This window comes from Yersinia canariae, from assembly GCF_009831415.1.
GTDB classification, from domain to species: Bacteria; Pseudomonadota; Gammaproteobacteria; order Enterobacterales; family Enterobacteriaceae; genus Yersinia; species Yersinia canariae.
The window spans coordinates 1,846,858-1,860,855 of record NZ_CP043727.1 but is presented as its reverse complement, the minus strand read 5'-3'; the positions used below and the strand labels follow the sequence as shown (position 1 = coordinate 1,860,855).

The window sequence follows — 13,998 nt, the reverse complement described above, 5'->3', positions numbered from 1 at the left end:
TCTATGAAAGAGGATTAGACTTATTTGGAACAAAATATGACTTAAAATCAGCGCAGTTGGGCTGCAATCGCCTTAGCTTCCTGCTGCCAGCCCTCGGCCAGAGAACGAATTAGCGTGTCATAGCCATCTTCGTTCTGTTTAAGTGCTAAATCAAACGGCTGTTTAATCAGTTGCCCCCGGTGTTTAAGTATCCAAACACCACTGATGATAGCTCTTCCGTCATAACGGCCGTGGAACCCGGTGACAGTCACATTAAGTACATCCTGATCGCTATCAAGTGGTTGTGAGGACACCAACCAACCCGGCAATGCATGACTCAGATTAGTCACCAAGGTCTGCTGCAACTGCTGATCCAACGGGCTGGCCCACAGGTTGTTGCTGGCAATCACATACTGTACGTCATTGGTTTGATACACCACGCCCGCAGCAGCCAAATAGTCAGCCACGCCAACATGCTCAACCCACAGTTGCCGTGACGCCACACTGCTGGTCGCCCCCACAGGCGCACTGAGTGCAGGTAACTGATAGTATGTTTTGCTGGGTGTACTGCTGCATGCGCTCAGTAACAGCGCTGCGATAACTGCCATCCATTTCATCATTTTTTGGCCTTCTTAGGCTGAGGATCCTGACTTCCTGCCGCTTCAAACACCAGCGCATTGCTCTTTTCATTCAGCGTTCGCAATACCGGTTGTAATTCACGCAAGACCTGATCTAAACGCTGCATATCACCCACCATTTTATTGTAGGCCGGTGAACCTGGCTGGAAACCTTTCATACTGCGATTCAGCTCATTCAACGTCTTTTGCAGATCTTTGGGCAGATCTTGCATTGCCGGGCTTGAAGTAATCGCGGTCAATGCTTCCAACGTCTTCTGAGTTTCGCGCATTGTTTTCTGACTTTCAGCCAATGTTTTGGTGACTTCAGTGACCATTGGGTTCAGCGGCAGGCTATTGATTTTATCTAGCGTCTGCATCACTTTCTGCTGAATTTGCGCCAAACCACCACTGACGGTTGGCAACAATGGATAACCCGCCACTTCCAGCGGCCCTTTCCAAGGTTTTGCATCTGGGTAGAAGTCCAAATCAATAAATAATGCACCGGTCAACAGGTTGCCTGATTTCAAGGAAGCACGCAGACCGCGTTCTTTGGCGGTTTTCAGTATTTGTTCAAAATTAGCATCCGGGCCTAAATCATTGCGAAAACGGCCAGGCTCGATACGGATGAGCACCGGAATACGGAAGTCATTGTCCACCCGCTGCCTCATACCTTCAGTGAAGAAAGGTACATCTCCCACGGTGCCGACACGGATACCCCGGAATTCAACCGGCGCACCAGCTTGCAAGCCGCGCACAGAATCAGAGAAGAACAGCAAGAAATCTTCATGTTCGGTATACAGCGAGTTTTGAATGCTACTGCGGTTATCAAACAGTTTGAATTCAGCTTTATCTTGGGTGATTGGTTTACCCAGCTCCTGACCATCCGGCACATCAAAGCTGACGCCGCCACTGAGCAAGGTCGCCAGTGATGCCATCTCAACGCGCATCCCCTGTGAGGAGAGGTCTATCGCCACGCCACTGTCTTTCCAGAATCTAACATTGGTGTTGACCAGACCGTCATAAGGCGCGCCAATGAATAACTGATAACGCATCAGGCGTGATTTAGCATCAAAGGTACTGGTTTCCACCGAGCCGACACGATAGCCACGAAACAACACCGGATCACCCGCGCTCAACTGCCCGGCTTGTTCACTATCGAGTGTAATGCGGATCCCTTTAGCATCTGGCGAAGCAAGAGGGGGAGAGTCCAACAATGTGAATTCATCCAATGCCTTACCTTTCCCGCCAGGTTGCAATTCGATATAGGCACCTGACAGCAGTGTTCCCAGCCCGGAAACCCCTTCACGGCCAATCTGCGGTTTGACTACCCAGAAAACCGTATCGCTGTGCAACAAGCTATTCATGCCGGAATTCAACCGCGCCTGCACGATAACATGGTTCAGATCTTGACTCAGGGTCACCTGTTCAACGATGCCAACATCCACGCTACGGCTCTTTATTTTTGTTTTACCGGCTTCAATACCTTCAGCATTCAAAGTGGTCATCACCACTTGTGGCCCCAGATGGCTAAAATGATAAAACAGTACCCATGCGCCAATCAGCGCAGTAACAATCGGGATGATCCACACTGGGGACCACCGCTTGATTTTTTCAATTTCTGCCACACCCTGGCTGGGATTATTGTCCGTCACCTTGCGGCTCCTTCTGAGTTGTTTCACTTATCCGATCCCAGGTTAAACGAGGATCGAAGGTTAATGCAGCAAACATGGTCAGGATAACCACCATCGCAAATAACAGCGCACCAATCGCCGGATAGATACTCATCAGTTGCCCGATACGCACTAATGACGACAACACCGCAATAACAAAGACATCAATCATTGACCAACGGCCAACAAATTCGACTATTTCATAAATAAAATGCATTCGTTCAGTGTCAGTATTACCTTTGCCTTTCGCATCCCAACATAACCAGCCGATCGCCAACATTTTTAATGACGGCACCATAATACTGGCAATAAAAATGACCAGCGCCACCGGATAAGAACCTTCACTCCACAGGAAAATCACCCCAGCCATAATGGTGGAGTTCATCTGGTTTCCTAAGCTTTCGGTTATCATGATTGGCATCAGATTCGCGGGAACATACAGCATCACGGACGTGACTAATAATGCCATTGTCCACTGTAAGCTATTACGCCGACGAATATAACCATGGGTATGGCAGCGTGGGCACTCCACCTGGGCCTGCGGTAAAATGGCCGTACAGCACGCGCAAGAGCGCAGGCCTTGGCGCAAACCTGTTTGGCCCGCAACAAGTGGCTGAGATAATGCCGGTGCGGGGGCAATATCTTGCCACATCCAATGGCGGTCAACACATTGGAAAGCGCGCACCTGCAACAAGCAAAATAAGCAATATGGGACAAAACTGCTGCCGATGCCAATTTCGCCATACGCCATCAGTTTGACAAAACTGACTAACACACCGGCGAGGAAAATCTCAACCATGCACCAGGTTTTAAATTGGAATAACGCCTTTGCTATGAGTGCTTTCCAGCGATGTGGCATTCGCACCCGCAGGCAAAGCAGAATAATAGCCACCATACAGAAAGCCGGTATCAACTGAACCAAAACCATAAATAACGTCGCCATGCTGGCATAGTTATCAGCCACCATCACTTTGGGTATTTGGATCAGGGTTATTTCGCTGGTGATCCCCGCCACACGCATATTGACGAAAGGAAACATATTAGCCAGCAATAGCATAAACAGCGCGCTGATCGCATAACCCACCGGGCGCTTGCGTGGTTCATCCCACCGCGCAGTCAGTGTAGTTTTACAGCGCGGACATACCGCTTTTGTGCCATAAGGCAAGGAGGGTAAGGCCACTGACATGTCACACTGCCGGCACAGGATAACGTTCCCTGACTGCCCAGAGTGTTCGCCGTGCTCAGACTGAATTACAGAACACAATATCGGATCCCTCACGGCTGATCTGTATATTCCCTTTATCTTTCTAAGTACAGGCGTGTTGCCAACCACCTTCCTGTACATTGAAATCTATTGGGTATAGTTAAATACCTATTGTTACGATACTAATATAACAATAGGCATACTATCGTATAGCACATCATTTAGTAGAACGGCGAAAACAGATGTTTAGCCGTTTTTCTGAGCTTCCAGCTCTTCCCAACGGCTAAATGCAACTTCCAAGGCCTGTTCGGCATCAGCCAATGCTTTCAAAACCTGTTGTGTCTCTTCATGTGGGCGGGAGAAGAAGTCTGCGTGGCCGACTTCTGCCTGTAACCCACTGATTTCTTTTTCCAAATTTTCTAACTGCTGTGGTAACTGATCCAGCTCGCGTTGCAAGTTATAGCTCAGTTTACCGGGGCGTTTTGCCGCTGATGCAGGACTTTTTGCGGGAGCAACAGCTTTGGTTTCTTCTACTTTTGGTGCTACCTGACGAATAGGTTTCGCCTCAGCGCGCTGCTGGTGAGCATCATAATACCCCCCCACGAAGCTGCTGATTTGGCCATTACCTTCAAAAATCCAGCACTCCGTCACCGAGTTATCAACGAATTGGCGGTCATGGCTGACCAACAGCACAGTGCCCTGATAGCTATCAACCATTTCCTCCAATAGCTCCAGTGTTTCCACATCCAGATCATTGGTCGGCTCATCGAGGATCAGCAAGTTGCTTGGTTTAAGGAATAATTTAGCCAATAACAGGCGGTTACGTTCGCCACCAGATAATGCTTTTACCGGCGTCATGGCGCGTTTAGGGTGGAACAAGAAGTCTTGCAGATAGCCCAGAACATGGCGTGAACGGCCATTGACCATGACTTCTTGCTTACCTTCAGCCAAGTTATCCATCACTGTGCGTTCTGGATCCAGCTCTGCGCGATGCTGGTCAAAATAGGCCACTTCCAGTTTGGTACCGCAATGTACTTTACCGCTGTCGGCTTTAAGCTGACCGAGCATCAGTTTCAGCAAGGTCGTTTTACCGCAGCCATTCGGCCCCACCAGCGCAATTTTATCGCCACGCTGCACTTGAGCCGTGAAATCTTTCACCAGCACTTTGCCGTCAACCTGATAATTAACATTTTCCAGATCAAAGACAATTTTGCCCGAACGCACTGTTTCTTCCACTTGCATCTTCGCCGTACCCATCACTTCACGGCGCTCTGAACGCTCCATCCGTAATGCTTTCAAGGCGCGAACACGGCCCTCATTACGGGTGCGTCGTGCTTTGATGCCCTGGCGAATCCAAACTTCTTCTTGTGCCAGTTTGCGGTCAAACTCAGCATTTTGCAGTTCTTCAACCCGCAGAGCTTCTTCTTTGCTGGCAAGATACAGTTCGTAATTACCTGGCCATGACACCAATTTACCGCGGTCGAGATCGACAATTCGCGTTGCCATCGCCCGGATAAAGGAGCGGTCATGGGAAATAAACACAATGCTGCCCTGGAATTCCTTCAGGAAACCTTCCAGCCAGTTAATCGTTTCGATATCCAAATGGTTGGTCGGCTCATCCAGCAAAAGCACTTTTGGCGAGCTTACCAACGCACGGCCTAATGCTGCTTTACGTAACCACCCACCTGACAGAGATGACAACTCAGCATCTGCTGATAAACCCAATTGAACCAACACCTCCTGAATACGGCTGTCTAGCTGCCATAACCCCTGATGGTCCAGAATTTCCTGCAATGCCGCCAGGCGATTAAGGTTCTTGTCGCTCGGATCCAGTTCAACCTGATGCAGCGTGGCATGATAAGCTTTCAGATGCTCGGCTTGTTCTTGAACACCTTCAGCAACAAAGTCAAATACGGTCCCGGCGACATTACGTGGCGGGTCTTGTTGCAGACGTGCAACAATCAAATCCTGCTCATAGATGAGGCGGCCATCATCCAAGGGAACTTCTTTGCTCAGAATTTTCAGCAAGGTGGATTTGCCCGCGCCATTGCGGCCCACCAGACAAACTCGCTCGTTCGCCTCAATATGCAATTCAGTATTATCTAATAAAGGCGCATCGCTGAACGACAGCCATGCACCGGACATGCTAATTAACGACATAGTTTTTACTTTTCCTCGCGGCTGTGGGTGACCAGCCAACAGTTGTGGATCTGACGATTACGGGCAAAGTCTTCAGATTGCGTTTGCGCTGTGATTTCTTTCGCTTCCAGCCCCAACGCTTCTATACCGGCCAAATCCATCTGGAAACCGCGCTTATTGTTCGAGAACATAATTGTCCCCTTACGGCGCAATAACCGTTTAAGTTCTTTCATCAGCACTAAATGATCGCGCTGAACATCAAAAGTGGTCTCCATTCGCTTGGAGTTAGAGAACGTCGGCGGATCAATAAAGATCACATCGAATTGCTCATCGGTGTTACTCAGCCAAGAGAGGCAATCCGCTTGAATTAGGCGATGTTGCTGACCGGTTAAACCATTGGCTCGCAGGTTTTTCTCAGCCCATTCCAAATACGTACGCGACATATCAACTGTCGTCGTGCTGCGCGCACCGCCCAGCCCCGCATGAACACTGGCAGTTCCGGTATAAGCAAACAAGTTAAGGAAATCTTTACCCTGACTCATTTTGCCCAGCATCTGACGAGCAATGCGGTGGTCGAGGAACAAACCAGTATCAAGGTAATCCGTTAGGTTAACCCATAGCTTGGCATTATATTCACTCACCAGCAGGAACTCGCCTTTCTGAGCTAATTTCTCGTATTGGCTTTTGCCTTTCTGGCGTTCACGTGTTTTCAACACCAACTGATTGGATGGCAAATTCAACACAGCCAAAGTGGCATTAATAACATCAAACAGGCGCTGACGTGCTTTTTGCGCATCAATCGTCTTAGGCGGCGCATACTCCTGCACGACCACCTTGCTACCATAACGATCGACTGCCACGTTGTAATCTGGCAAATCGGCGTCATACAAACGGTAACATTCAATGCCCTGCTGCTTAGCCCACTTATCCAGCTTTTTCACATTTTTACGCAGGCGATTGGCATAATCCTCTGCCACCTGAACACCTGCCGCACCTTGTGGATTAGCCGCTAATTGATAGTTTTTCTGCACGCAATCCAACGGGCCATTCTTGGCCTTGAATTCGCGATCTGCACGTAACTGTAAACAGCTCAGCAATTCTGGCGATGCGCTGAACAGTGACAAACGCCAGCCACCGAATGCCGTTTTCATGATGCGGCCAAGCATATTATGCAGCGCAATCAATGCAGGCTCACTGTCCAACCGCTCACCGTAAGGTGGGTTACTGATAACAGTCCCCACCGGGCCTTCTGGTAATGGATTAACCAGTTTACTGACATCATTAGCATTAAAGGTAATCAGTTCTGAGACACCAGCACGGCGCGCATTGGCTCGTGCCATCTCAATGACACGACGGTCAATATCTGATCCAAAGAAGCGGGAGGTTGTCTCTTGCAAACCACGGCGGGCGCGTACTTGCGCTTCGGTGGTCAATTCACGCCACAGCTCTTCGTTAAAAGCGCTCCAGGCTGTAAAACCCCAATGCGCTCGATGCAGACCCGGAGCCCGGTCAGAGGCCATCATCGCCGCTTCAATCAGCAATGTACCTGAGCCGCACATCGGATCGACCATCGGGGTACCCAACTGCCAACCGGAACGTTGGATAATCGCCGCCGCCAGATTTTCTTTCAGGGGCGCCTGCCCCGTCAGGTCACGATAGCCGCGCTGATGCAGCCCTTCACCACTAAGATCAAGTGCTACGCTGGCCATTTCCCGTTGCAGGAACACATTCACCCGGATATCCGGTTGCTGTTTAGCAACTGTTGGGCGCTGATCCAGCTTGCGAGTAAAGCTATCCACGATGGCATCTTTAACTTTTAATGCCCCGTACTGGCTGTTGCGGATTTCATCATTCACGCCGCTAAAATGTACGGCAAAAGTTTTATCTACACCAAAAATTGATGGCCAATCAATGGCCTGCACACCCAGGTATAAATCTAAGTCACTGTAAACTTTAAATTCGTTAAGCGGTAACAAAATGCGTGAGGCCAAGCGGCTCCACAGCAGGCTTTGGTACATGAGCCGATCGTCACCCTGAAAATGTACCCCCCCCTGTACTATTTTACAGTCGTGAGCGCCCAGCGCTTCGAGTTCGCTTTTTAACAGTTCTTCCAGTCCACGCGCCGTGCTGGCAAACAGAGAGTTCATATCGCACTATCACCAAAAAGAAAATTGTTGCGCATTATAGCTAATCCCAGCAGCTTGTCATAAAGTTGCTCCCTCTAATTTAATACTCGCACGGAGGCAATGGTGATTACCCTCTCCCGGCTCTATGTTCATCCGGTAAAATCCATGCGTGGCTTGCAGCTTTCTCATGCACAAGTCAGCAGCAGTGGATTGGCCTTTGACCGCGTATTTATGATTACCGAACCAGATGGCACTTTTATTACCGCACGCCAGTTTCCAAAGATGGTGATGTTTACGCCAGCTTTAATGTCTGACGGTTTATATCTCACAGCCCCCGATGGCGAGAGTGCCAGTATCCGCTTTAATGATTTTTTAGCCAATGCAGAACCGACTGAAGTTTGGGGAAATCATTTTACCGCGCTAATTGCCCCTGCTGATATCAATAACTGGCTGAGTGGCTATTTTCAGCGAGAAGTACAATTGCGTTGGCTCGGTGCAGAATTAACCCGGCGGGTAAAACCCATACCGGAAATTCCGCTGTCATTTGCGGATGGCTTCCCTTATCTATTGATTAATGAAGCTTCATTTAAAGAATTGCAGCAACGCTGTCCTGGCAGCATTAAGCTGGAACAATTCCGTCCTAATTTAGTCGTGACGGGTGCCAGTGCATTTGCAGAAGACTCTTGGCAGGTTATCCGAGTGGGCGATATTACCTTTGATTTGGTCAAACCATGCAGCCGCTGCGTATTAACTACGGTTAGTATTGAGCGCGGACGGAAGCATCCCACTGGCGAACCATTGCAAACACTGCAGACATTCCGAACCGCCGAGAATGGTGATATCGATTTTGGTCAGAATATGGTGGCCAGAAATAGCGGTATTATTCGGGTTGGAGATGAAGTAGAAATTCTGTCAACCAAACCACCACGCCCTTACGGGGCTGGAGCAGTAGTTGAAAGTCTTGCGGCCCCACAAGATCAGTCTAAATCTGTATCTATCGAATATAATGGCATTCGCTTTAGCGGTAATAATCAGCAGGTATTATTAGAGCAGTTAGAGCAACAAAATATCCGTATTCCTTACTCTTGTCGGGCGGGAATATGTGGTAGTTGCAGAATTGCCTTAATCGATGGCGACGTCGCACCGCTAAAACAAAGTGCAATAGGGAATGACGGGACTATCCTTTGTTGCAGTTGTATCCCCAAAGGGAACATTACTCTTAGCGGTAAATAAGGTAATCGTAATAGGCATCCGGCGGTAAATCATTCGAGTGACCAATCTGCCGGAAGCAGTTTTGCATGCTACTTGCAGTCGTCTCGAAGAAGCAAAGCCCAAGGATGGGCAGAATAATAAACACAGCTCACCTACGGCTTCAAATTACAAAAAAATATTACATCGCTCGGTCATAAGTTGTCGTGGTATAAACTTCTTGAATCACTAATGGCAATAGACGGTCATTCATTATCTTTATCGCGTCACCCAATACCAACTGACGCCCTGCTAATATCACTTGGGGCTGCGCTAATAAACACAAACTGGCAGAATCACCGGATTCAACAACTAACAAATTAATCTCTTCACCGCTATCCAATACTTTTACCGCAGCCAGTTCCGCATTCTGTGGCATCCATGCTTTAGCCTGTTGCGCAAAATACCAGCTTTTAGGCATTAATGGTTTTAGGAAACGAAACGCGACCAAAGCATTTAATATCAATTCCGAGCGCTGCTCATGCCCCATTTTAATTTGCCGGCACTGGTCTTCAAACTCAAAATAAAGTGCGGCATCGTCAACACAAAATGCACACTCATCAAATGCATCAGGAGTTAACATTTTAGACGGGAAACGTGAGCGAAATATCATACCATTGGCTAAATCCAACATTAGTCGATCGTGTTCGGTATCAAAATACCAACGCCATTTATCATCTGGTTTAATCCGCATATTTTACCCTTCCGCACCACTGACTAACATTATTGACTCAATAACTGAGTCTCGCCCACCCAATGGGACTAAATTTATATACTCGTCATTCTTCAAGTTACATGTACGTTGACGGCACTCAAATGATTTGCTGATGTCAGCTCATTTGGATTTATTCGTTTACCGCAACTCGAATTATTTAGAGCATAAGATTTTTGATGTATATTTAATCTATAGGGATAAAATATAGACGAGCTGGGGGAATAAATAAACCCCCAGACCAGTAAAGAAGATAAATAATTAGATATGAGTAACGATATTCTTAATCAAACGCGGCCCATGGAAGATAAATCCAGAATAAATTTGAATCAATGAAGCCCCCGCGGCCATTTTTTCTCGGGCAGCAGTGACAGAATCAATTCCACCAACACCGATAATAGGTAAGCGGCCTTGCAGTTCTTGCGATAAGCGGCGAATCACTTCAGTACTGCGTAATTGTAATGGGCGACCACTTAATCCACCGGCTTGTTCGCAATAATTTAATCCTTGAATAAGAGAACGGTCTAAAGTTGTATTCGTGGCGATGACACCATCTATATTATGACGAACCAAACTGTCTGCTATTTGGATCAATTCTTCTTCTGTAAGATCCGGCGCGATCTTTACTGCCACAGGAACATACTTATGATGCCGCTGATGTAATTCAGTTTGCTTATTTTTAATTGCTGCTAACAAATCATCCAGTGCTTCACCATACTGTAGAGATCTCAATCCTGGCGTATTTGGCGATGAAATATTAATTGCAATATATCCCGCATACGGATAAATTTTATCCATACAAATCAAGTAATCTTCTTTCCCTTGCTCTACCGGAGTATCTTTATTCTTGCCGATATTAATACCTAAAATACCGCCAAAATGTGATTTTTTGACATTCTCAATTAAGTTATCAACCCCATGATTATTAAATCCCATGCGATTGATCAAACCTTCGGCTTCGACGATCCTAAACAATCTTGGCTTGTCATTCCCTGATTGTGGCCGTGGTGTTACCGTGCCAACTTCAATAAACCCAAACCCCATAGCACCAAGAGCATCAATACACTCACCGTCTTTATCCAAACCAGCAGCCAAACCTAATGGGTTTTTAAATGACAAGCCCATACAACTCACTGGTTTAGTCGGGACTGATTGGCGAACCAAAAATTGAAGTGGTGTGCCAGTGACCCGTTTTAACTGACGAAAAGTGAATTCATGAGCACGTTCTGGATCAAGCTGAAATAGTGCTTTTTTGACAAGTGGGTAATACATATGATCTCCTGAGCGAGCGGTGACTAGCCGTTGATGCGGGAATGGTAAATTCATCTTTCAGGAAAGTAAACGTTTGCGAAGTAAAGCCATGCAAAGACCTTGCTTGCGAAAGTTATCGTTGTGTTAATAATTGTCATGACAAAAAAATAGAGGGCTATTATGCCCCCTACTTATTTAAACAATAACATCTACATATTATTTACTTTTGCAAACTGCCGGCTTATGCAGCTAATGCTTTGGTTATCTTCTCGTATAAATCACCAGATAAATTATCCAGTGTTTTCAATTGCTCCAGAGCCTGGCGCATTAATGCCTGACGCCCCGAGTCATATCTTTTCAAACGAATTAATGGTTCAATCAAACGAGCAGCAACCTGTGGGTTACGGGTATTCAAATCACTAAGTATTTCTACCAAGAATTGATAACCGCTGCCATCAGTAGCATGGAATGCTGCCGGATTACCGGAAACAAAACTGCCAATCAACGAACGGGTACGATTTGGATTACTCAAGCTAAATGCTGGGTGCTTCAGCAATGCGCGCACTTGTGCCAAAACGTCTACCGCCGGGCTGGTTGCTTGCAGAGCAAACCATTTATCCATCACCAAACCATCATGGTTCCAGCGCACATCAAAGGCTGCCAGTAATTCATCACGGCAAGGTAGCTGCGCAGCAACAGCGGCCGCCAATGCCGCCAGCGAGTCAGTCATATTATCGGCTTGATGGTATTGTGAGGAGACCAGCTTATTTGCAAACTCCGCATCACCAAACGCCAAATAACTCAGACAAGTATTACGTAATGCTCGCTTAGCGATATCACTGTGCTCAATACGATATTCTGGAGTTATATTAGCTACATAGACGGCCAATAATTCATCCGCTAATTCATTTGCCAGACAACGGGTAATCGCTTCATGTACTGCGCTGATCGCCTGCGGATCGATAGTCGTAAACAGCTCCGCAATCTCATTTTCTGACGGCAATGTCAGAATCTGTGCTGCCAGGGCAGGATCAAGATTTTCATCAAGCAATATTGCACGGAAAGCATCGGCCACATGATTAGGTAAAGTCAGGGGCTGTTTCTGTTGGTATTTAGCAACATTGAGTTTGATATATGTCGCCAGCAAGCTTTGTGCCGCATCCCAACGCGAGAATTCATTGCGGGCATGCTGCATCAAGAATGTGAGTTGCTGGTCACTGTAGGTGTAATCCAGTTTAACCGGCGCAGAGAATTCGCGCAGTAAAGACGGGATTGGCGTGTGTTCAACATTATCAAAGGTGAAAGTCTGCTCAGCCTCTGTCACATTCAGAACGTGGTGAACCGGTAATCCGTTTCTCTGCAATGCAATCACATTACCTTTGCTGTCATACAGCTCAATATCCAATGGGATATGTAATGGCAGCTTTTCCGGCTGATCCGCAGTTGGTAATGTTTTCTGGCTAACATGTAGATGATATTGCTGCTTTTCAGCATCATAATCGTCACGGACGGTCAGTATTGGCGTACCAGATTGGCTATACCAGCGGCGGAATAAAGACAAATCGACATTAGAAGCATCTTCCATTGCCTGCACGAAATCATCACAAGTGGCTGCACTGCCATCATGGCGTTCAAAATAGAGTTGCATGCCGGCCTGGAATTGCTGCTCTCCCAGTAAAGTATGCATCATCCGGATCACTTCTGAGCCTTTCTCGTATACGGTTAAGGTATAGAAGTTATTCATCTCAATGACTTTATCTGGACGAATGGCGTGAGCCATTGGGCTGGCATCTTCGGCAAACTGTGCCGCCCGCATTACCCGGACGTTTTCAATACGATTAACCGAACGCGAACCTAAATCAGAGCTGAACTCTTGATCACGAAATACCGTCAACCCTTCTTTCAGACTTAATTGGAACCAATCACGGCAAGTGACTCGGTTACCTGTCCAGTTATGGAAATATTCATGACCAATAACGGCTTCAATATTCAGATAATCTTTATCTGTCGCCGTTTCTGCTTTTGCCAGAACATATTTTGAGTTGAATACATTCAGCCCTTTATTTTCCATGGCACCCATATTGAAGAAATCAACCGCCACAATCATGTAAATGTCGAGGTCATATTCCAGGCCAAAACGGGTTTCATCCCATTTCATGGAATTCTTCAATGAGGTCATTGCCCAATCGGCGCGATCCAGATTACCGCGGTCAACAAAAAGCTCCAGCGCGACTTCACGGCCAGAGCGGGTAATGAATTTATCGCGTAAGACATCAAAATCACCCGCAACCAATGCAAATAGGTAACAAGGTTTCGGGAACGGGTCTTCCCATTTCACCCAATGACGTCCGTCATCCAAAATCCCCTGCCCCACACGGTTCCCGTTGGACAGTAAATAAGGATAAAGTGATTTATCGGCAACAATGCGGGTCGTAAAACGCGCCAATACATCAGGGCGGTCTAGATAATAAGTAATATGACGGAAACCTTCGGCTTCACATTGTGTACAGAGTGCATCACCGGAAAGATATAACCCCTCAAGAGCACTGTTAGTTGCAGGATGAATATCATTTACGATTGTCAGTGTAAAATGCGCGGGTAATTGCTCAATAACCAGTGAATTGCCCTGTAAATGGTAATGTGGCCACGCTTGCCCATCAACGCTGATACTGATAAGCGTTAAATCTTCACCATCCAAAACCAACGGCGTCACGTCTGCTGTCTGACGTTTTATCTTGCTAACCGCCGTTACCGTCGTTTTTTGCGCATCAAGGGCAAAGTCCAGATCGATATCGGTGATAGTGTAATCCGGCGATTTATAATCGTGACGGTATTTAGCTTGCGGCTGTTGTGTCATAGAAACCCTTTTGACGTCATCAGTGAATATGATTATCAAGTCTGTATTTATGGTCGTTTTGGCTCAAAACTTTGGTTTCAAAGCAAGGTTGCCCAGCGACTGCGTCTTAGACTCAGATAGTCTTTTCAATGTATCACAATTGTGAAAAAAACCCAGTTGGGAACCCATGCGGCTCAAGATAATAACCCTATATTT

The 13,998-nt window shown here is 47.0% G+C and carries 9 protein-coding genes; 1 reads left to right on the top strand and 8 read right to left on the bottom strand.

The features are described from left to right. Positions 1–47: 47 nt before the first annotated feature. From pqiC to rlmKL, 5 genes are all read right to left on the bottom strand, one after another. Entirely contained in the window at positions 48–599 is a 552-nt protein-coding gene (gene pqiC / locus F0T03_RS08570) for a membrane integrity-associated transporter subunit PqiC (protein ID WP_159677852.1), read from the bottom strand. Beyond that, positions 596–2,248, bottom strand: coding sequence for an intermembrane transport protein PqiB (pqiB, locus tag F0T03_RS08565; RefSeq protein ID WP_162526916.1), 1,653 nt, complete (start codon positions 2,246–2,248; stop codon positions 596–598). The genes pqiC and pqiB overlap by 4 nt, the downstream gene beginning before the upstream one ends. Further along, positions 2,235–3,518, bottom strand: coding sequence for a membrane integrity-associated transporter subunit PqiA (gene pqiA, locus F0T03_RS08560; protein ID WP_374757572.1), 1,284 nt, complete (start codon positions 3,516–3,518; stop codon positions 2,235–2,237). The genes pqiB and pqiA overlap by 14 nt, the downstream gene beginning before the upstream one ends. Before the next feature lie 198 nt (positions 3,519–3,716). Continuing rightward, positions 3,717–5,630, bottom strand: coding sequence for an ABC transporter ATP-binding protein (locus F0T03_RS08555; RefSeq protein WP_159677849.1), 1,914 nt, complete (start codon positions 5,628–5,630; stop codon positions 3,717–3,719). Between the two features lie 5 nt (positions 5,631–5,635). Then, entirely contained in the window at positions 5,636–7,756 is a 2,121-nt protein-coding gene (rlmKL, locus tag F0T03_RS08550; protein ID WP_159677846.1) for a bifunctional 23S rRNA (guanine(2069)-N(7))-methyltransferase RlmK/23S rRNA (guanine(2445)-N(2))-methyltransferase RlmL, read from the bottom strand. Between the two features lie 99 nt (positions 7,757–7,855). On the opposite strand from rlmKL, the gene F0T03_RS08545 reads away from it, so the two are divergent. Beyond that, on the top strand, positions 7,856–8,968 hold the full coding sequence (locus F0T03_RS08545; RefSeq protein WP_159677843.1) for a YcbX family protein: 1,113 nt from the start codon (positions 7,856–7,858) through the stop codon (positions 8,966–8,968). Between the two features lie 157 nt (positions 8,969–9,125). Here the strand turns inward: F0T03_RS08545 and F0T03_RS08540 are convergent, their stop codons facing one another. From F0T03_RS08540 to pepN, 3 genes are all read right to left on the bottom strand, one after another. Then, positions 9,126–9,677 (bottom strand): cell division protein ZapC, encoded by a 552-nt coding sequence (locus F0T03_RS08540; protein WP_145555102.1) that lies wholly within the window; start codon positions 9,675–9,677, stop codon positions 9,126–9,128. 279 nt (positions 9,678–9,956) lie between these two features. After that, positions 9,957–10,967: a quinone-dependent dihydroorotate dehydrogenase gene (pyrD, locus tag F0T03_RS08535; protein ID WP_145555101.1), complete on the bottom strand. Its 1,011-nt coding sequence runs from the start codon at positions 10,965–10,967 to the stop codon at positions 9,957–9,959. A gap of 220 nt (positions 10,968–11,187) precedes the next feature. After that, positions 11,188–13,803, bottom strand: coding sequence for an aminopeptidase N (gene pepN, locus F0T03_RS08530; RefSeq protein ID WP_145555100.1), 2,616 nt, complete (start codon positions 13,801–13,803; stop codon positions 11,188–11,190). Positions 13,804–13,998 lie beyond the last annotated feature (195 nt).